The sequence below is a fragment of the Bradyrhizobium sp. TM102 genome, assembly GCF_009176685.1.
GTDB classification, from domain to species: domain Bacteria; phylum Pseudomonadota; class Alphaproteobacteria; order Rhizobiales; family Xanthobacteraceae; genus Bradyrhizobium; species Bradyrhizobium ottawaense.
In genome coordinates this window covers 6,034,655-6,053,909 of the sequence record NZ_AP021855.1, presented here as the reverse complement: position 1 = coordinate 6,053,909, position 19,255 = coordinate 6,034,655, and the positions used below count along the sequence as shown (strand labels likewise).

The window sequence follows — 19,255 nt, the reverse complement described above, 5'->3', positions numbered from 1 at the left end:
CAAGCGGCCCAAGTCTAGGGAGGAAACGCCCAAGCAGGGCAATCGGGCCGGAGCCGGATTGCTGCCAAGGAAACGCTCGCGCAAGCGCTTGCGTTACCTTTATGAGTGCAGCAACTCGCGAAGGAGTTCAATTCCGGATCAATACGGTCCCGGTCTACTACTCACGGATGCGTGAGGGAATTATTCACTTCGGCCGGCGGCAGTTATAGGCCTTGCGGAAGCCGGCCGCCTGGGCGTCGTCCTCCGAGCAGAACCAGCGGTCCGGCTTGGTGGTCGCCGGGTAGCTCGGGCAACCCCGCAAATGATAGATGCCGATATTGCCGGTGACGCGTGCGCGCACCGCGAGCTTTCCCTTGATGCTGCAACTCGGTGGCATCGTCAGCTCCTCCGGGAACAGCACGGCCCGAATTTCCTTGTCGCGGTCCGGGCGGCAGGCGGCGCCCAGCAGTGCGCCGTCCTTCTTGCCCGCGCGGAAGTCTTGCGGTGCAACAAAACAGCCCTTCCAGATCCCGGCGGCGGCTGACTTGGCCTCGGCCACGGCCGGCTTGACGTTCGCCTTGATCGGCTCCCGCGCAACGGCAAAGCCGAGCTTGACCAGCTGTTCGTTCAAGCTGGCCTTGTCGCCCTCGGCCGTGCAGATCGCCCGGTGCCGTTTGCCAAAACTCTTCTCCGGCCCGACATCGTCACAGCGCACGGAGCGCTTGTTGATCAGCTTCGCCAGCTGGTCGCGAGCCTCGATGCCGCAGGTCCAGGGATCGGCGTGGTCGTCGATGCAGACCTGGTCGAGCTCGGGCGCGTCGACGCCGTCGAGCCGGTAGGTAACGTCGCCAAGCTGGATGGAGTTGCCGTCGCGGACTGTCGCGGCGGCGGTCAGCGCGGAAGCCGGCTCGGAAGACGCCAGGACTCCGGACAAGGCGAAAAAGAAAACGAGCGCAAAGGCGCGGGCGGCGGCAAAGACATTTCGGAAGGACATACGGTCTCGCTATCGATTGCTCGTGCGCCTGTTCCTAGCATCCGGATGTGGCGATACCAATGGTCTGCACCCTGCGAAGTGCGACATTCCGGCCCCGCGGCTTTACTCCCCGCCCGCTCTGACCCTATCGTTCGCGGGCCTTGCGGACCGTGCAGGCCGAATCGCCCGGGAAGCGGCGAGGGCGGGAGGAAAAGGTTGCGATGAAAGACCCCGTGGACGTGCTGATCATCGGCGCCGGCGCTTCGGGCGCGGCGGTGGCGTGGTCGCTGGCCGAGACCAAGATGCACATTCTCTGCCTGGAGCAGGGCGGCTGGATGAACCCGGCGGAATATCCCAGCACCGGCCGCGACTGGGAAGCCAAGTTCTACGGCGAGTGGTCGTCGAGCCCGAATATCCGCGGCCGGCCCGAGGACTATCCGATCAACGACGACAATTCGCCGATCAAGGTCGTGAACTACAATGCGGTCGGCGGCTCCACGGTGATGTACACCGCGCACTGGCCGCGGCTGCATCCCTCCGATTTCAAGGTGCGGACGCTGGACGGCGTCGCAGACGACTGGCCGATCGATTACGACGCGCTGACCCCGTTCTTCGAGGAGAACGACCGGATCATGGGCACGTCGGGCTTGTCAGGCGATCCGCTCTCGCCGCTGACGCATCCGCCGATGCCGCAACAGCCGCTCGGATTGTCCGGCGCCATCATCGGCAAGGCCATGAACAAGCTCGGCTGGCACTGGTGGCCGTCAGACACGACGGTCGCGACGATGGATTATGAGGGCCGGGCGCGATGCATCAATCTCGGCCATTGCACGCCGGCCTGCGCGCAGGGCGCGAAATCCTCCACCGACATCACCTATTGGCCGCAGGCGATTCGCGCCGGCGTCGAGCTGCGCACTCATTGCCGGGTGCGCGAGATCACCACCGACGAGAACGGTATGGCTTCGGGCGTGGTCTATTACGACAAGGACGGCATCGAGCAGTTCCAACCCGCGCATGTCGTCATCATCGCCTGCAACGGCGTCGGCACGCCGCGGCTATTGCTGAATTCAGCGTCTTCGCGTTTTCCGAATGGCCTTGCCAATTCGTCGGGCCTCGTCGGCAAGAACTTGATGTTCCATCCCTACGCGCAGATCTACGGCTATGTAAAAGAACCGACCGATAGCAACCGCGCGCCGCCGACCTGCCTGTGGAGCAAGGAGTGGTACGACACGGACCCCTCGCGCGGCTTCGTGCGCGGCTATGGCGTTCAGTTCGTGCGCGGGGCCGGACCGGTGTTCGAGGCTGTCGTCAGCGAGCAAAAGGGCATTCTGCCCTGGGGCGAGGATCATCACCGCGTCTTCCGCAAGCTCAACGGCCACCGGCTCGGATTTTCCGCGATCTGTGAGGATCTGCCGGAGGAGCATAATCGCGTCACGCTCGATCCCGTCCTGAAAGACAGCCACGGCATTCCCGCGCCGAAGATCGACTACACCATCAGCGAGAACAGCCGGAAGATGATGGAACATGCGCTGGCGCGTGGCCGGGAGGTTTTGGAGACCGCGGGCGCCACCGATATCTGCATCAACTCGCCGATCCCCTGGGGCGGTTGGCACCTGCTCGGCACCGCGCGGATGGGGACCGATCCCAAGAGCTCCGTGGTCAATGAATGGGGCCGCACGCACGACGTCAAGAATCTCTTCATCGTCGACGGCAGCATTTTTGTCACGTCAGGCGGCGTGAACCCGACCTCCACCATCCAAGCCCTCGCGCTCTACATCGCCGACCAGATGAAGCAGCGCCTCGCCAATTTGTTTGATTAAGGCCGCCATGTCCGCAGACAATCTCACGCGCACCCAACGCGACGACCTCCGCAGCATCGCCGCGATGATCGTTCCCGCCAGCGACGAGTACAAGGTGCCCGGCGCCGACGATCCCGCGATCCAGGCAGATATGCTCGCAACGCTTGGCCGCGATACCAAATTGGTCGCGGCCGCGCTGGATGATCTGGCGCGGCTGGCAGGAGCGCCGCTCGCCGAGCTCGATGCCGCCAGGCGCGATGCGGTGGCGCAGGAGTTTCGCAAACACGGCGGCGTCGCCGCCGCGACGCTCGTCCGCGTCGTGCTGCAATGCTACTACCGCGACGACCGCGTGCTGGGTTCGCTGGGGATCGAACTGCGGGCGCCATTCCCGAAGGGCCATGTGCTTCCGGATGGGGACTGGTCGCTGCTCGACCCGGTGAAGGCGAGGGCCGGTACGCTCAGGCGGGCGCCCTAGCCATCTGGGCAGTCCAGCCCTGCGCCCCCGGCTGGCACCTTGCGCGGCCGGGCACAGGCCACCATCTGTGTGAGCCTTCAAGGACTCTTGCCATGCTGGATTTCACCTCAGATATCGTCGATGACGCCGCGTCATCGCGAACGACGGCATCTGCGCCGGCCGATGACCGGGCGTTGCTGGACGCCTATTCCAATGCCGTGATCGATGTGACCGACCGGGTCGGCCCCGCGGTCGTGCGTGTCGAGACCGGGCCAAAAGTGCCGAACGGCCGTGAGCGCGGCGGACTCGGCTCGGGCATCGTGATCTCACCTGATGGCCTCGTCCTCACCAACAGCCACGTGGTCGGCACGTCGAAGGAGATCCGGCTGCGCGACGTCGAGGGCCATGTCGGCGAGGCCCAGGTGCTCGGCGTCGATCCCGACACCGACCTCGCGTTGCTGCGCGCCAATGGCGTGCGCGACTTACCCTATGCCGCGCTCGGCAACTCCAAGACCTTGCGCCGCGGGCAGCTCGTGATCGCGATCGGCAATCCGCTCGGCTTCGAATCGACCGTGACTGCCGGCGTGGTCTCGGCGCTCGGCCGCTCGATCCGCTCGGTCAGCGGCCGCACCATCGAGGACGTGATCCAGACCGATGCCGCGCTCAACCCCGGCAATTCCGGCGGCCCGCTGCTGTCGTCGAATGCCGAGGTGATCGGCATCAACACCGCCATCATCAACGGCGCGCAAGGCATCTGCTTCGCGGTTGCCAGCAATACCGCGCAATTCGTGCTGTCGGAGATCATCCGCCACGGCTATGTCCGCCGCGCCTATATCGGCGTCGCCGGACAGACCGCGCCGGTGCCGCGGCGGCATGCGGTGCTGGCCGGCATCGAAAACAAGATGGGCGCGCTGCTCGCGCAGATCGAGCCGGACGGTCCGGCGGCGAAGGCGGGACTGTTGCCCGGCGACGTCGTGATCAGGCTCGACGGCGTCGAGATCAACGGCGTCGACGATCTGATCCGCGTGCTCGATCGCGACCGGATCGGCCGGCGCCTCGCCTTGGACGTGCTGCGGCTCGGCCGCCTGCGGGCGATCGACATCGATCCGATCGAGCGTAAGCCGCAGCGCTAGCGTCGGCCCCTCCGGGCGAGGTATGACGGTGTCATGCCTCGTCCCCGGAAACCCGCCGCATGATGCCGGCGCATGAGACCTACGACGTCATTGTCATCGGCGCCGGTGCCGGTGGCATGACGGCGGCGGCCGTTGCCGCTGCGCAGGGCCTGCGCGTGCTGGTGATCGAGAAGACCGCGTTCGTCGGCGGCACCACCGCGTGGTCCGGCGGCATGGTCTGGATCCCCGCCAATGCTAAGATGAAGGAGGCCGGGCTCTCCGACAGCGTCGCGGATGCCGTCCAATATCTGTCGAGCACGGTGCCCGAGCCCGCCAATGCCGGCCTGCGTGCCGCCTTCCTCGCGCGCGGGCCCGAGGCGATCGCCTATCTCGAAGCCAACACGGAAGTTCGTCTCCAGCCGGTGAAGACCTGTCCGGATTGTTATCCGGAGCGGCTGGGCGCAACGTCTGGCGGCCGCGTGCTGGAGCCGGTCGGTTTCGCTGGCACGCGGCTCGGCGCCGCTTTTGCGCGATTGCGGCCACCGCTGCCGGAGTTCACCCTGTTCGGCGGGATGATGGTCAATCCTCTCGACGTTCCGCATTTGCGCAGCGTTGGAAAATCGCTGCGCTCGACCATGCGCGCGGCGCGGCTGGTCTCTCGATATGCGCTGCAGCGGCTGCGCAGCCCGCGCGGAACGTCGCTGCATCTCGGCAACGCACTTGCCGCGCAGCTCTATGCTTCGCTGCTGGCGCGGCAGGTCGAAGTTCTCTTCAGCGCCGACGTCGAAGACCTCTCGATGCAGGGCGAACGCGTCAGCGGCGTGGTGATCCGTCATGGCTCCCGCGATCGGCCCATCGCAGCGCGCCGCGGCGTGGTGCTGGCGACCGGCGGCTTTTCGCACGATTCGAGCTTGCGCAAGCGCTTCTTCCCGGCGGCGGCTGGATTTGTCTCGGCGACCAACCCCTCCAGCACCGGCGACGGACTTCGGCTCGCGGCAACGACTGGTGCCGCGCTCAATACGGACGCGACCAGCCCGGCCTATTGGGTGCCGGCCTCGCTGTTCCGCCGCGCCGACGGCAGCCGCGGCGTGTTCCCGCACCTTGTGACCGACCGCGCCAAGCCCGGTGTGATCGCCGTCAACGCAGCGGGCCGGCGTTTCGTCAACGAGGCGCTGTCCCACCACGAGTTCGTGCTCGCCATGCTCCGTCATGGCGATGGCGAGCCGGACCGGCCGTTCTATTTGATCTGCGACCGCCGGTTCCTGTGGGCTTACGGCCTCGGCCGCATCAAGCCGTTCACGCGCAGCTATCGGCGCTATGTGGCGAGCGGCGAGTTGGTCGAGGCGCCTGATATCGCGGGGCTCGCGGCGAAGATCGGCGTCCAGCCGCCGGTGCTGGCGGCGACGGTCGCGAGCTACAACGAAGGCGCGAAGGAGGGGCGCGATGGCGAATTCGGCCGCGGCAGCACCCTCTACCAGCGCCATCTCGGCGATATCAGCCACAAGCCCAATCCCTGCGTTGCGCCGATCGTCCGCGCGCCGTTGTTCGCGATGCGCATCCATCCGGCTGATCTCGGCACGGCCATCGGCATGAAGGTCGATGCGCAAGCCCGTGTGCTGCGCGAGGACGGCACGCCGATCGCCGGCCTCTACGCCTGCGGCAACGACATGGGCTCGATCATGAACGGCAATTATCCGGCGCCGGGGATCACGTTAGGGCCGGCGCTGACGTTCGGGTATATTGCGGGGCGGCACCTGGCGGAGGGGGCGATGATAGCGCCGAGTGCTGCGAAGGCGGTTGTCTGAGGAGCGCACCCGCTATATCCGCGCCATTGCGAGCGTAGCGACTTGTCCGCCGAAGCCTTGGCGATGGCGGAAGCAATCCAGAATCCTTCGTGGAGGCAGTCTGGATTGCTTCGTCGCATCAGCGCAAAATTGCTGCGCAATTTTGTCGCGAGCTCCTCGCAATGACGCGTGGAGAGAGCTTGCGTCCTCACCGCTACTCCGCCGCCGCCGCAAAACGGCTGTTCTCCAGCTCCGCCTCCAGCCGCGCCGTCTCGGCCGCTGCCAGCTTGATATTGGCCTCCTTGACGTGGCCGAAGCCTCGGATCGTCTCGGGCACCCTCGCGAGCCTTGCCAGCAGCGGGATCTGCTCTGCCTTCAAACCCGCGATCCGCTGATCGATCATGCCGAGATAATCTTCAACCAGCTTCCGCTCCTTCCGGCGCTCCTCGGTGCGGCCGAACGGATCGAGCGCGCTGCCACGCAGGAATTTAAGCTTGGCGAGAACGCGGAAGGCATGGATCATCCAGCCGCCGAACTCCTGCTTCTGCAGCCGGCCTGTCGTCTTGTCGCGCTTCGCGAAGATCGGCGGCGCCAAATGGTATTTCAGGGTGAAGTCGCCGTCGAATTTTTCGGACACCTTGTTAGCAAAGCTGCCGTCGGTGTAGAGCCGCGCGACCTCGTACTCATCCTTGTAGGACATCAGCTTGAACAGGTTTTTCGCGACGGCCTCGGTCAGCTCGGTTGACGCTGGCGAAGCCGCACTCTCGGCTTGGCGCACCTTGGCAACAGCCGCGAGGTAGCGGCCGGCATAGGCTTTGTCCTGATAGCTGGTCAAGAACGCCGCGCGGGTGGCGATGATGTCGTCGAGCGACTTCACAGGCGCGGATGCACGGCTCTTGAACTGGAGCACGCTGCGCACCCGCGACATGTCGTGGGCGGCCATGCGCCCCCAGGTGAAGGCGAGCTTGTTCATCTCGATCGCGGCGCCGTTGATTTCGATGGCGCGCAGCAGTGCTTCCAGCGACAGCGGGATCGCGCCCTTCTGGAAGGCAAAGCCGAGCATGAAGGGGTTGGTCGCGATGCTGTCGCCCAACAGCGCGGCGGCAATGCCGGTGGCATCGATGATATCGAGGTTCTTGTCGCCGACGGCGTCGCGCAGCACCGTCTGCATCGTGCCCATCTCGAAGTCGAGATCGGGATTTTGCACGAAGCTCGCGGTCGGCTGCAGGTCGGCGTTGATATAGGCTTTGGTCACGCCACGTTCGGCGCGGCTGAGCGCGGTGGGGCCGGCCGAGACGATCATGTCGCAGCCGAGGATGACGTCGGCGCCGCCCGTGGTGATGCGGACCGCGGAGATATCCTCCGGCCTCCGTGCGATGCGGACATGGCTCATCACGGCACCGTTCTTTTGCGACAGGCCGGTGAAGTCGAGCGCCGAGCAGCCGCGGCCGTCGACATGGGCGGCCATGCCGAGCAGCGCGCCGATGGTGATGACGCCGGTGCCGCCGATGCCGGTGACGAGGATGTTGTAGGGCGCGTCCAGCTCGCGTGCGGGCGGCAGCGGCAGGTCGGCGAAGAGCTGGCCTGAATCGACGGCCGAAGTCTTCATGCGCTTGAGCGAACCGCCATGGACGGTCACGAAACTTGGGCAGAAACCCTCGACGCAGGAAAAGTCCTTGTTGCAGTTCGACTGGTCGATCTGGCGCTTGCGGCCGAACTCGGTCTCGAGCGGTTGCACCGAGACGCAGTTGGAGGCCTGCGAACAGTCGCCGCAGCCTTCGCAGACCAGCTCATTGATGAAGGCGCGCTTGGCGGGATCGGGATAGAGCCCGCGCTTGCGGCGGCGGCGCTTTTCCGCCGCGCAGGTCTGGTCGTAGATGATGACCGTGAGACCCTTGATGTCGCGCAGGTCGCGCTGCACGGCATCGAGCTCGCGGCGATGGTGGATAGTCGCGCCTTGCGGGAAGTAGTTTCCTTGCGGGTACTTGCCCGGATCGTCCGAGACGATTGCAAGACGCTTGACGCCCTCGGCCCAGACCTGATGCGCGATCTGCGCGACATTGAAGGCGCCTTCGGCGGGCTGGCCGCCGGTCATCGCGACGGCGTCGTTGTAGAGGATCTTGTAGGTGATGTTGATGCCGGCGGCGGAGGCGGCGCGAAGCGCAAGCAGGCCGGAATGGGTGTAGGTGCCGTCGCCGAGATTCTGGAAGATGTGCGTCTCGGTGGTGAAGGGCGATTGCCCGATCCAGTTCACGCCCTCGGCGCCCATATGCGAGATCAGATCGGTGCGGCGGGTCGGCATGCTCAGGGCCATGCCGTGGCAGCCGATGCCGGCCATGGCGCGGCTGCCTTCGGGCACGCGCGTCGAGGTGTTGTGCGGGCAGCCCGAGCAGAAGAACGGCGTGCGCGCGAGCTTGATCTGCGTGTTGGCGGTGACCGGATTGTCGAAGGCCTCCAGCCGCGCGAGCCGCTGCTCCAGCACCGGGCTGTGATGGCCGAGCTTGCGCAGCCGTGCCACCAGCGCGCCCGCGACGATGGTCGGCGTCAGTTCGCCTTCGCTCGGCAGCAGTGGCGCGCCGCGCTCGTCGCGTTTTCCAGTGACGGTCGGGCGTCTGGACGCATCGATATTGTAGAGGATGCGCATCAGCTGGTCTTCGATGAATCCGCGCTTCTCCTCGACCACGAGCACGTCTTGCAGACCCTCGGCGAAACGCTTGGCGCCGCTCTCCTCCAGCGGCCAGGTCAGCGCGACCTTGTAGATGCGAAGGCCCAGATCCTGCGCGTCCTTGTCGGTGATGCCGAGATCAGCCAGCGCCTGGCGCAGATCGAGATAGGCCTTGCCGGTCGCGACGATGCCGAGCCGCGCCGGCTTTGAATCGAGCACGATGCGGTCGAGCTGGTTGGCGCGCGCGAAGGCCTGCACTGCGGCCATTTTCGGGCCCAACAGGCGCCGCTCCGCCTCCAGCGGCGGATCGGGCCAGCGGATGTTGAGGCCGCCGGGTGGCATCTCGAAATCGTCGGGCAGCACGATCCTGATGCGTTCCGGATCGCTGTCGATCGACGCCGAGCTTTCCACCGTCTCGCTGATGGCCTTGAAGCCGACCCAGCAGCCGGAGAAGCGCGACAGCGCGAACCCATAGAGACCGAGATCGAGATAATCCTGCAGCGTCGCCGGATTGATTACGGGGATCAGCGCCGCCGCGAACACCTGCTCGCTCTGATGCGCCAGCGTCGAGGACTGGCAGCCATGGTCGTCGCCGGCGAGCGCGAGCACTCCGCCATTGAGTGACGTGCCGGCCGCGTTGGCGTGCTTGAGCGCATCGACCGAGCGGTCGACGCCGGGGCCCTTGCCGTACCAGATGCCGAACACGCCATCGACCTTGGCGCCGGGAAACAGCCCGACCTGCTGGCTGCCCCAGACCGCGGTTGCAGCCAGATCCTCGTTCAGGCCAGGGACGAAGGCGATGTCGTGCTGCTGGAGGTGCGACTTCGCGCGCCACAACGCGTGGTCGTACATGCCGAGCGGGGAGCCGCGATAGCCGGAGATGAATCCGCCGGTGTTGAGACCCTGGAGCCGGTCGCGTTCGCGCTGCAACATCGGCAAGCGAACCAGAGCCTGTGTGCCGGACAGGAAGATCCGCTTCGATTCGAGCCGGTATTTATCGTCCAGCTCGACCTGCAACAGCGTCATGTCGGGGATCCTTGTTGTCCTGGTCCGGCGAGGGATTTTGCGCCGCGGGAGATTTGCGGCCTTGCGAAGCGGAAGATACCCAGTCAAGAGCATGGGCCGGCGAAGTCAATATCGCTGGCCGCATCCGTGGCGCTCCTGCTAGTCATGGCTTCCAGTGGAGAACATCATGGCTGCAAAGGCATTCGACACCGAGATCACAGCGACGGCTGAGGCCCTGATCGGACCGTGGCGCCAGCCGCGTCAGATGCTGCAAGCGCAAACCTACGACGCGCACGCGTCCATTCACGACGACGCCACCGCGCAGAAGCTCGGCTTCAAGGGCGGTACCATCGAGGGCCCGACGCATTTCAGCCAGTTCGCCCCGCTCGGCGCGCAGCTGTGGGGACGCGCCTGGTTCGAGACCGGCTGCCTGTCCGCGCATTATCGCAGCGTCTGCTATGAGGGTGAGGAGGTGCAAGCGATCCTGTCGAAGCCACTGCCCGGGACGAGCCAGTGCCAGATTCGAATGGTCAAGCGCGATGGCACGGAGGTGCTGCGCGGCACGGCCTCCGTCGGCGAACCGCACGCCGCGACCGCGCTGGAGGCGCGCCTCGCCGAGCTCAAACCGCTCGCCGATCCCGTCATCCTGCGCGACGTCAAGGTGGCACAGACCGGCAAGCGGCAGACGGTCCGCATGGCGTTTGATCAAACCATGGGCGACCTTTATCCCTTCTCGCTGCGGCAGAAGCTCGCCGTCATCACCGAAAACTCGCCGTACTATTCGGGCGTCGACAACCCCTGGGGCAGACCGATCGTCCCGATGGAGATGCTGAGCGTGCTGTTCCAGTATCGCTCGAAGGACGATCCGCTGCCTGCCAAGGGGCCGGCAGTCGGCTTGTTCGCCGACCAGGAGATCAGGCTGGTGAAGGGGCCGCTCTTCGTCGACGAGGACTACGAAGTCGAGCGCGAGATCGTCGCGCTTTCCGGCAGCCGGCGCACCGAAAGCGCCTGGGCCAGGACGCGTGTGTTCGACAAGGCGGGCACGATGGTGGCCACCATGCTGCTGAACATGGCGACGATGAAGGACTCCTATGCGCCGTACGAGGAAGAGTATCGGCAGCTGTATGGGGCGTAGGGGCGAGCCGCGAGTGCTTCGCCTCTCCCCGCTCGCGGGGAGAGGCCGGATTGCATCGAAGATGCAATCCGGGTGAGGGGGACTCTCCGCGAGTCCGTCTCTCACCGTGATTGCGGAGGCAGCCCTCACCCCGACCCTCTCCCTGTAAGAACGGGGAGAGGGAAAAGAGAGAGCGTCGCCTCGGCATGACGGCGGAGGCCGCCCATCCTCTAGGCAAATGCCCGCCGCGAAGTCGTCGCACAGGGAATATGCAGACGCCGATCGCCGACGTAACCTTCTGACCACACAACGAATTCCCTAACGTCCGGCGCGCCATCGCAATTGTACACAATGGCACGGCGCTTGCAGAACTCCGGCAAAGAGAGTTCTCGCGAGGGGCGGGCGTCATGCTGGACTCGAGCAAGCCGACATTGGGCGTCATCAACGCCGAGCCCGAGCCGATCAAGCTCGACTGGCCGAGCACCGCGCTTCTCATCATCGACATGCAGCGCGACTTCATGGAGCCCGGCGGCTTTGGCGAGACGCTCGGCAACGACGTCAGCCAGCTTGCGCGCGCGGTGAAGCCGATCGGCGCGGTGCTGACGGCGGCGCGGGACACCGGCATGCTGGTGATCCACACCCGCGAGGGCCATCTGCCCGATCTCTCCGACGCGCCGCCGGCGAAAGTCGAGCGCGGCGCGCCGAGCCTGCGCATCGGCGATGCCGGCCCGATGGGCCGCATCCTCATCCGCGGCGAAGCGGGCCACGACATCATTCCTGAGCTCTACCCGCTCGACAGCGAGATCGTGATCGACAAGCCCGGCAAGGGCGCGTTCTACGCCACCGAGCTTGGCGACGTGCTGGAGAAATACGGCATCGAGAATCTGCTGGTGTGCGGCGTCACCACTGAAGTGTGCGTCAACACCACGGTGCGCGAAGCCAATGACCGCGGCTACCGCTGCGTCGTCATGTCGGACGGTTGCGCGTCCTACTTCCCCGAGTTTCACGAGATGGGCCTGAAGATGATCAAGGCCCAGGGCGGCATCTTCGGCTGGGTCGCAACCTCGGCCGCGGTTCTGGAGGCAATGAAGGTTTCGACCACATAGGGGTATTGTCATGAGCATATTGACGGGGACGGCCGGCAAGTCTGAGTTCAATACGTCTGAGTACAAGCCGGCACTATGGACATCGGGCGACTGGAATGCGTTTTTCGGCTTCGGCACCAACATCCTCGTCAACATGCTGGTGCTCACGGGCCTGTTGCGCTTCGTCCTGAAGATGCCTGATAGTCTGGTGTTCGGCCGCATCCTCCCCGCGCTCGGGCTGATGATGTGCCTCTCGACTTTCTACTACGCCTACCTCGCCTACCGTCTGGCGCAGAAGACCGGCCGTAACGACGTCTGCGCGTTGCCCTCGGGCGTCAGCGTGCCGCACATGTTCATCGTCACCTTCGTGATCATGCTGCCGATCACGCTGAAGACCGGCGATCCGCTCAAGGGCTGGTCCGCCGGCCTCGTCTGGGTATTCTTCCAAAGCTTCATCCTCATGATCGGCGGCTTCATCGCGCCGTTCATCCGCGAGATCACGCCGCGCGCGGCGTTGCTCGGCACGCTCGCCGGTGTCTCCGTCACCTTCATCTCGATGCGGCCGGCGCTGGAAATGTACATGACGCCGCAGATCGGCCTCGTCTGCTTTGCCATCATCCTGGTGAGCTGGTTTGGCGGCGTGAAATATCCGCGCGGCATTCCCGCAGGCCTCGTCGCCATCGCCGTCGGCATGATCATCGCATGGGGCTCGAACCTGTTCGGGCTCGGTCTCGGTGGACTAAGCGTCAAGGGTGTCGGCGATGCCTTTGCCAATTTCGGCTTCTCGGTGCCGCTCCCCGCCGTAGGCTACGTCTTTTCCGGCTTCGAATTCCTTGGCATCATCCTCGTCACCGCCATTCCGTTTGGCATCTATGACCTCGTCGAAGCCATGGACAATGTCGAGAGCGCGGAAGCCGCCGGCGACGAATATCCGACCACGCGGGTACTCACGGCCGACGGCGTCGTCAGCCTGATCGGCTGCCTGATGGGCAATCCCTTCATCAACGCCGTCTATATCGGCCATCCCGGCTGGAAGGCGATGGGCGGCCGCATCGGTTACTCCGCGGCAACCGGCATCATGGTGATCGTGCTGGCCTGGTTCGGCATCATCTCGGTGCTGCTGGCGCTCGTGCCCGTGGTCGCGATCTCGCCGATCCTGCTCTACATCGGCATGCTGATCGGGGCGCAGGCGTTCCAGACCACGCCGGTCAAGCACGCGCCCGCGATCGTGCTGGCGCTGACGCCGCATCTGGCGGCCTGGGCCAAGCTGCAGATCGACACGATGCTCGGCTCGACCATGAATGCGGCGGCAACCGTCGGCGGCATGGCCGCCGACAAGGCGGACGCGGTGAAGGCCGCCGCGATCGCAGCGTTGCCGCAGCAGGGCGTGTTCTACCACGGGCTCGAAGTCATGGGCGGCGGCTCCATCCTCGGCGGCCTCATCCTGGGCGCGATCGGCGTCTTCATCATCGAGCGCGACTTCGAGAAGGCATCAGGCTTCGCGCTGGTCGGTGCGGTCCTGACCTATTTCGGCTTCATGCATGGCGAGGCCGTCGGCATTGGCGGTGGATTCGGTGTCACGCCCGCCGTCGCGCTGGCCTACGCTGCGATGGCCGCCGGCCTGTTCGCGGCCAGCAAGCTCGGCGCCAGCGAACACTATGCCGCACATCCGGAGATGTCGGCCGCGCCGGCGGAGTAGTCAACGAGGTCAAGCTCCTTGCGGAACGGCTGGGTGATCCCAGCCGTTCTCGTTCAGGGCCGTACGGCCGGCGTCTCCATCGGCAGGCCGCGCGCCCGCGACATCAGATAAAGCTCGAGCGCGACCAGCTCGGGCGAGCCGTAATCATAGGCCTGGGCGCGGACGCCGCTCATGCAGCTGCGCAGCCGCCGCTCCAGCGATCCCAGCGTTTGCCATTCGAGGCGGTAGAGCGGATAGCCGGTCGGCTGTCCTTGCGTGATCGGCGCGCCCGCAAGGCGCTTGTCGAAATTGTCGTCGTGGCAATTGGTGCAGGCGAGGTTGAGTTGGCCCTCCCGCTGCATGAAGAGGTCGCGGCCTTGCGCCACGAAGGGCTTTGCTTGCGGATCGTCGCCGGCGGTGATCGCGACACCGCGCGATTGATGGGCAACGAAGGCGGACAGCGCCAGGAGGTCGCGGCTCTCGTAAGGCAGTGGCGACGCCTGCTGATGATTGGCGCGGCAGAGATTGATGCGCTGGTCGAGCGTGACGGGGCGACCCAGCGTCTTGTCGATGGCCGGATAGCGCGCAGCGACGCCCTTCATGCTGCTGTGCGCATCGCCATGGCAATCCGCGCAGGCTTTCTCCGCGCTGCCGGACTTCTTCGTCCAGAGCTGTTCGCCGTCGAGCACGAATAGCATGCCAGGATTGGAGGTGTCGTCATCCTGCATGGAGCGCGTGTCCGGGCCCATGAACGAGTAGCCGGACCGGCGCGCATCGGGCGGGATTTCACCGGCGAGCAGGGCTGGGGCCGCGGCGAACAAGGCCGCTGCTGCTATCGCGTGCCAAACGCTCATTCGACAGTGATCGACGCCGACGCAGTGGACGAATAGCCGTTGTCGCCGATCCATTCGAATTCGAACTTGCCGCTTTCCCTGGCGACCGTGAAGAACGACAGATAAGGATTGGCTGCGATCGCCGGAAACAGGTCGGCGCGAAAGACCTCGGCGCCATTGTAGCGGCAGGTGAAGCTCGTGATGATGTCGCGCGGCACCAGCTTGCCCTCCACGGTGTGGCGGAAGCCCGTCTCCATGATGTGCGAGGTCAGCGTGCGGATCTCGATGACGTCGCCGCGCTTGGCCTTCGCGGGAACGTTGATGAGCGCGGCCATCAGTTCATCTCCTCGGTGCAGGCGGCCAGCGTCACGACCACGTCGACGGCGACCTGCCAGAACGTGTCGTCGGACAGGCGCGCGATCGCAACCACTTTCTGGGTGTCTGCGAGGCGGATGCGGGTCGCGACCTGGGCGCGGCCGCAGGAGGGGCCGAGATAGAAATTGCCGATGTTCGGCTGCGGGTTCTTCTCGTTGAAGATGTGGATGCTCTTGACGTGGTCGTCAGCGGTCATCGGGCTTGCAACGCTCACCATCATCGGCACGGTGTTGCCGTTCTCGACCAGCGGCGGAATGTCGAGCTTCACCCTGCCGGTGCGAATCGGCGCTTCGCCGACGACGTTGCGGATCGCGGTATTGAGCATCGCTGGGGTCGCGTGAAGCCGACGCAGGGTGACGATCGGGATCGTGCCGGCGGCAGTGACGCCTCCGGCGAGGCTCAAAAATTGTCGTCGCGTGGTTGGCATGAACAGTCCTAGTCGCGAAGCGTTGCAAGAAAAGCCACGATGTCCTCGATCTCCGCCGCCGACAATATCGGCTTGCCGGTGAAGTTGCGCCCGACCCGCACGAAGCCGTCAATGCGGTAATAGGACGGCATGATGGTCTCCGGGTTGAAGCGGGCCGCATCGACCAGCCGAAGCCGCAACTGGCTCACCGACCAGCGGTTCCCGGCGCCTGTGAGGTCAGGTGCGAGATCGCCCTGGAACCGCGTTTCCGGGAAGGGACCGGAATGGCAGAGGATGCAGGTCGTGGTGCGCGCCAGCACCAGCGCGCGGCCGCGCACGGCATCGCCTGGCGTGCCCGTGAGCGATTCCACTATGCCGTCGCCGGCTACCTTGTAGGAGGCGAGTTCGTCCGCGCGCGCAACGCTGACGAGGGCGAGACTGGCGGCGATCAGCGCCACGCCATGGACGGAGGATTTAGCCAAAGGTGTCCGCCGTGATGGTTTGAAACCAGCGCTCGGCTTCGGTCGCCTCGCGGGCGCGCAATTCGCGCGGGGCATCGACCGGGCTCGTCGCGCCGCCTTCGACCTCGGCGAAGATGTCGCCTTTCGGCTGGTAGTTGCCGGCGAGGGAGAAGCCGTAACCGGGTGCCACGGTATTGTAGCAGACGCCTGTCAGCCGCGGCATTTCCGGCGCGCGGCCCGCGAGCAAAGCGACGATGGCAGCGGCGCAAGCCTTGCCTTGCCCGCTTGCGGCCGAGGCCGATTTGGGAATGCCGCCGCCGAGACAGGCGTCGCCGATGACGTGGATGTTCTTGACGAGCTTCGACTCGAAGGTCACGGGGTCGATCGGGCACCAGCCGGTCGCATCCGTAGCGCCCGCGATCGCGGCAATACGACCCGCGCGCTGCGGCGGGATGACGTTGGCGACATCGGGCGTGTAGTTGCCGAACTCCGTGATGATGGTTCTGGTTGCAGGATCGACCGAGGTCACGCGGCCGCCTTGCGACAGCGCGACGCGCTCGATCATGTCGCCGTAGAGCTCCTTCCACGCCTTCTCGAACAGCCGCTGCTGGGAGAAACCGTCCTTGGCGTCGAGCACCAGCACTTTTGAGCGTGGCTTGTTCGTCTTCAGATAATGCGCGATCAGGCTGGCACGCTCGTAAGGTGCGGGCGGGCAGCGCGAGGGATTGGCCGGGATTGCAATGGCGACCGTGCCGCCGTCAGCCATTGCCTCCAGCTGCCTGCGCAGCAACAGCGTTTGCGCGCCGGCCTTCCAGGCGTGCGGCATCTTCTCCGATGCGGCGTCGTCATAGCCGGGCAGAGCTTCAAAGTGGAAGTCGATGCCGGGCGAGAGCACGAGGCGGTCATAGGCAAACGTGGCGCCATCGGCGGCCGTCACGCTGCGCTTTTGCGCGTCGACGGCCGTCGCGGCCTGAGCGGCGACGGTGATGCCCTCGGCGGCGAGCCTGTCATAGCCGAACTGCTGCGCGTCGATCTCGCGCAGGCCGGCGATCACCTCGTTGCTGAAGGGGCACGACGTGAAGGTCTTGTTCGGCTCGATCAGCGTCACCTGCAAGCCCGCCTGCGCGCGCTTGAGCGCCCGCGCGCAGGCCGCGCCGCCAAAACCGCCGCCGATCACGACGATGCGGCCTGCCGATTGCGCGCGCAGGATGGAGGGGACGGCGAACGATGTAGCCGCGGCGGTGATGCCGAGAACGGCATTCCGCCGTGTCACCGGCGCATTCATGAATTTTGTCCGCAAAATGCCGCGGCGGTCGATAGGGCCGCCGCGGCTGCTCTTAGGCGAAGGTGATATTCTGGTCCCGCAGCGGCACCGAGCGGATGCGCTTGCCGGTCGCGGCGAAGTACGCATTGAGCACCGCCGGCGCGGCGACGCCGATGGTCGGCTCGCCGACACCGCCCCAGAACCCGCCGCTCGGCACCATCACCGATTCCACCTTCGGCATCTCGTTGATGCGCATCGAATTATAGGTGTCGAAGTTGGTTTGCTCGATCTTGCCGTCCTTGACGGTGCAGCCGCCGTAGAACAGCGCGGAGAGGCCATAGACGAAGGAGCCCGCGATCTGCCGCTCGACCTGCGCCGGATTGACAACGTAGCCGGGGTCGGTGGAGGCGACGATGCGATGCACCTTGATCTTGCTGCCGTCGGTCACCGAGATCTCTGCGGCGCCGGCGACATAGCTGCCATAGCCCATGACCTGGGCGATGCCGCGATAAACGCCCTGCGGCGCGGGTGTGGTCCAGCCGATCTTCTCGGCGACCGCATTGAGCACCGCCAGATGCTTGGGATGGTTGCCCATCAGCTTGCGGCGGAATTCGAGCGGGTCCTGGCCTGCGGCCTGGGCCAGCTCGTCCATGAAGCATTCCATATAGATCGCGTTGTGATTGACGTTGACGCCGCGCCAGAACCCCGGCGGGACGTGCGGATTGCGCATCGCGTGCTCGACCAGCAGGTTCGGCACCGAATAGCCGAACGCGGCTTCGCCGGATTGGGCGACGCCCTGGAAGGCGGCCGGATCCATGCCGTTCTGCAGCGCTTCGGGGCGCAGCGAGAACAGGATCGATTGCCCGGACAGGCGGTAGTGCAGCGCGACCAGATTGTTATCGGCGTCGAACGCGCCGGTCATCTTGCACTGGGTGATCGGGTGATACCGGCCGTGCGCCATGTCCTCTTCGCGCGACCACAACAGCTTGACCGGCGTGCCCGGCATCTCTTTGGCGATCATCACGGCCTGGCGGACATAGTCGGTCTGGCCGCGCCGGCCGAAACCGCCTCCTAACATCACCTTGTGCACGTCGCACTTGTCGGCCGGCAGGCCGGAAGCCTCCAGCACCGCTGCGAACGCCGCCTCGCCATTCTGCGTGCCGCACCAGACCTCGCATTTGTCCGCCGTGTAGAGCGCGGTGGCGTTCATCGGCTCCATCGTGGCGTGGTTCTGGTAGGGATAGCTGTAGACGGCCTCGACCTTCTTCGCCGCGCTCGCAATCGCCGCCTTGGCGTCGCCGTTCTTGTTGCCGACATAGGCCGGCTCGCTGTTATCAAGGCCCTCAGCCAGCCACTTGGCAATCGTCTCGCTGGAGACTTTTGCGTTGTCGCCCTCGTCCCAGACGATCGGCAACGCCTCCAGCGCGGCCTTGGCGTGCCACCAGGTGTCGGCAACGACCGCGACCGCGGTATCGCCGACCTTGACGACCTTTTTGACGCCTTTCATGCTGGCGATCTTGGCTTCGTCAAAGCTCTTCAGCTTGCCGCCGAACACGGGGCAATCCTTGATCGCGGCATTCAGCATGCCCGGCAGCTTGATGTCGGCGCCGTAGATCATGGCGCCGGTGGTCTTGTCGACGGTGTCGAGCCGCTTCACACCCTTGCCGATCAGCTTCCAGTCCTTCGGATCCTTCAGCTTGACCTCGGCCGGCGGCGACAGCTTGGCTGCGGCCTCGGCGACCTTGCCGTAGGTCGTGGTCCGGCCCGATGGCGTATGGGTGATGACGCTGTTCGCGGCCGCGCATTCGGAGGCCGGCACCTTCCATGCGTCGGCGGCGGCCTGGATCAGCATCACGCGCGCGGTGGCGCCGCCCTTGCGGACATAGTCCTGCGAGGAGCGGATGCCGCGGCTGCCGCCGGTCGAGAAATCGCCCCAGACACGCTTGCGGGCAACGCTCTGGCCGGGTGTCGGATATTCGGTCGTGACCTTGGTCCAGTCGCATTCGAGCTCCTCGGCGACGAGCTGGGCGAGACCGGTGAGCGAGCCCTGGCCCATCTCGGAGCGGGCGATGCGGATCACGACGGTGTCGTCGGGCCTGACCACGACCCAGGCGCCGATCTCGGGCGAGCCGTCGGCCGCACGGACCACGGCGGGCCCGCCGAAGGGGAGGTCGAGGCCGATGGCAAGGCCGGCGCCGAGCGTGGCGCTGCCGATGACGAAGGCGCGGCGGTTGAGCCGCGGCGAGATATGCTTATTCATGTGGGGAT

The 19,255-nt window shown here is 65.7% G+C and carries 15 protein-coding genes; 7 read left to right on the top strand and 8 right to left on the bottom strand.

Features of this window, described 5'->3' with window-relative positions; all coding sequences use genetic code 11:
• Positions 1–184 precede the first annotated feature (184 nt).
• Positions 185–973: a thermonuclease family protein gene (locus GDN70_RS28660; protein WP_028143129.1), complete on the bottom strand. Its 789-nt coding sequence runs from the start codon at positions 971–973 to the stop codon at positions 185–187.
• A gap of 200 nt (positions 974–1,173) precedes the next feature.
• Here GDN70_RS28660 and GDN70_RS28655 point away from each other — a divergent pair, with 200 nt between their 5' ends.
• From GDN70_RS28655 to GDN70_RS28640, 4 genes are all read left to right on the top strand, one after another.
• Complete coding sequence (locus tag GDN70_RS28655; RefSeq protein WP_038971809.1) at positions 1,174–2,772, top strand: GMC family oxidoreductase; 1,599 nt, start codon at positions 1,174–1,176, stop codon at positions 2,770–2,772.
• Positions 2,773–2,779: 7 nt separating this feature from the next.
• The gene (locus tag GDN70_RS28650) at positions 2,780–3,226 is read left to right on the top strand and encodes a hypothetical protein (protein WP_038946952.1); all 447 of its coding nucleotides are present in this window, start codon (positions 2,780–2,782) and stop codon (positions 3,224–3,226) included.
• Between the two features lie 92 nt (positions 3,227–3,318).
• The gene (locus tag GDN70_RS28645; protein WP_028143126.1) at positions 3,319–4,338 is read left to right on the top strand and encodes a S1C family serine protease; all 1,020 of its coding nucleotides are present in this window, start codon (positions 3,319–3,321) and stop codon (positions 4,336–4,338) included.
• A gap of 59 nt (positions 4,339–4,397) precedes the next feature.
• Entirely contained in the window at positions 4,398–6,122 is a 1,725-nt protein-coding gene (locus GDN70_RS28640) for an FAD-dependent oxidoreductase (protein WP_152103328.1), read from the top strand.
• A gap of 193 nt (positions 6,123–6,315) precedes the next feature.
• On the opposite strand, the gene GDN70_RS28635 is transcribed toward GDN70_RS28640, so the two are convergent.
• Complete coding sequence (locus GDN70_RS28635; RefSeq protein WP_152103327.1) at positions 6,316–9,792, bottom strand: indolepyruvate ferredoxin oxidoreductase family protein; 3,477 nt, start codon at positions 9,790–9,792, stop codon at positions 6,316–6,318.
• A 166-nt stretch (positions 9,793–9,958) separates the two neighbouring features.
• Between GDN70_RS28635 and GDN70_RS28630 the strand changes: the two genes are divergently transcribed.
• From GDN70_RS28630 to GDN70_RS28620, 3 genes are all read left to right on the top strand, one after another.
• Positions 9,959–10,906: a hypothetical protein gene (locus GDN70_RS28630; RefSeq protein WP_173015883.1), complete on the top strand. Its 948-nt coding sequence runs from the start codon at positions 9,959–9,961 to the stop codon at positions 10,904–10,906.
• A 386-nt stretch (positions 10,907–11,292) separates the two neighbouring features.
• Positions 11,293–11,991, top strand: coding sequence for a cysteine hydrolase family protein (locus GDN70_RS28625; protein ID WP_038971814.1), 699 nt, complete (start codon positions 11,293–11,295; stop codon positions 11,989–11,991).
• A gap of 10 nt (positions 11,992–12,001) precedes the next feature.
• Entirely contained in the window at positions 12,002–13,669 is a 1,668-nt protein-coding gene (locus GDN70_RS28620; RefSeq protein WP_038971815.1) for a hypothetical protein, read from the top strand.
• 53 nt (positions 13,670–13,722) lie between these two features.
• Here the strand turns inward: GDN70_RS28620 and soxA are convergent, their stop codons facing one another.
• The 6 genes from soxA to GDN70_RS28590 are packed head-to-tail and all read right to left on the bottom strand — an operon-like array spanning position 13,723 to position 19,247.
• Positions 13,723–14,502 (bottom strand): sulfur oxidation c-type cytochrome SoxA, encoded by a 780-nt coding sequence (soxA, locus tag GDN70_RS28615; RefSeq protein ID WP_038971816.1) that lies wholly within the window; start codon positions 14,500–14,502, stop codon positions 13,723–13,725.
• On the bottom strand, positions 14,499–14,816 hold the full coding sequence (soxZ, locus tag GDN70_RS28610; protein ID WP_038971817.1) for a thiosulfate oxidation carrier complex protein SoxZ: 318 nt from the start codon (positions 14,814–14,816) through the stop codon (positions 14,499–14,501). The genes soxA and soxZ overlap by 4 nt, the downstream gene beginning before the upstream one ends.
• On the bottom strand, positions 14,816–15,283 hold the full coding sequence (locus tag GDN70_RS28605) for a SoxY-related AACIE arm protein (RefSeq protein ID WP_038971818.1): 468 nt from the start codon (positions 15,281–15,283) through the stop codon (positions 14,816–14,818). Before GDN70_RS28605 ends, soxZ begins: the two co-directional genes overlap by 1 nt.
• 8 nt (positions 15,284–15,291) lie before the next feature.
• On the bottom strand, positions 15,292–15,744 hold the full coding sequence (gene soxX / locus GDN70_RS28600; RefSeq protein ID WP_038946958.1) for a sulfur oxidation c-type cytochrome SoxX: 453 nt from the start codon (positions 15,742–15,744) through the stop codon (positions 15,292–15,294).
• Positions 15,737–17,008, bottom strand: a complete 1,272-nt coding sequence (locus tag GDN70_RS28595) for an NAD(P)/FAD-dependent oxidoreductase (protein ID WP_038971819.1) — start codon at positions 17,006–17,008, stop codon at positions 15,737–15,739. The genes soxX and GDN70_RS28595 overlap by 8 nt, the downstream gene beginning before the upstream one ends.
• 52 nt (positions 17,009–17,060) lie before the next feature.
• Positions 17,061–19,247: a molybdopterin cofactor-binding domain-containing protein gene (locus GDN70_RS28590; RefSeq protein ID WP_152103325.1), complete on the bottom strand. Its 2,187-nt coding sequence runs from the start codon at positions 19,245–19,247 to the stop codon at positions 17,061–17,063.
• Positions 19,248–19,255 lie beyond the last annotated feature (8 nt).

Coding starts and splice junctions, on each gene's coding strand:
- GDN70_RS28660 (WP_028143129.1), bottom strand. CDS start 973: ATGTCCTTCCGAAATGTCTTTGCCGCCGCCCGCGCCTTTGCGCTCGTT.
- GDN70_RS28655 (WP_038971809.1), top strand. CDS start 1,174: ATGAAAGACCCCGTGGACGTGCTGATCATCGGCGCCGGCGCTTCGGGC.
- GDN70_RS28650 (WP_038946952.1), top strand. CDS start 2,780: ATGTCCGCAGACAATCTCACGCGCACCCAACGCGACGACCTCCGCAGC.
- GDN70_RS28645 (WP_028143126.1), top strand. CDS start 3,319: ATGCTGGATTTCACCTCAGATATCGTCGATGACGCCGCGTCATCGCGA.
- GDN70_RS28640 (WP_152103328.1), top strand. CDS start 4,398: ATGATGCCGGCGCATGAGACCTACGACGTCATTGTCATCGGCGCCGGT.
- GDN70_RS28635 (WP_152103327.1), bottom strand. CDS start 9,792: ATGACGCTGTTGCAGGTCGAGCTGGACGATAAATACCGGCTCGAATCG.
- GDN70_RS28630 (WP_173015883.1), top strand. CDS start 9,959: ATGGCTGCAAAGGCATTCGACACCGAGATCACAGCGACGGCTGAGGCC.
- GDN70_RS28625 (WP_038971814.1), top strand. CDS start 11,293: ATGCTGGACTCGAGCAAGCCGACATTGGGCGTCATCAACGCCGAGCCC.
- GDN70_RS28620 (WP_038971815.1), top strand. CDS start 12,002: ATGAGCATATTGACGGGGACGGCCGGCAAGTCTGAGTTCAATACGTCT.
- soxA (WP_038971816.1), bottom strand. CDS start 14,502: ATGAGCGTTTGGCACGCGATAGCAGCAGCGGCCTTGTTCGCCGCGGCC.
- soxZ (WP_038971817.1), bottom strand. CDS start 14,816: ATGGCCGCGCTCATCAACGTTCCCGCGAAGGCCAAGCGCGGCGACGTC.
- GDN70_RS28605 (WP_038971818.1), bottom strand. CDS start 15,283: ATGCCAACCACGCGACGACAATTTTTGAGCCTCGCCGGAGGCGTCACT.
- GDN70_RS28595 (WP_038971819.1), bottom strand. CDS start 17,008: ATGAATGCGCCGGTGACACGGCGGAATGCCGTTCTCGGCATCACCGCC.
- GDN70_RS28590 (WP_152103325.1), bottom strand. CDS start 19,247: ATGAATAAGCATATCTCGCCGCGGCTCAACCGCCGCGCCTTCGTCATC.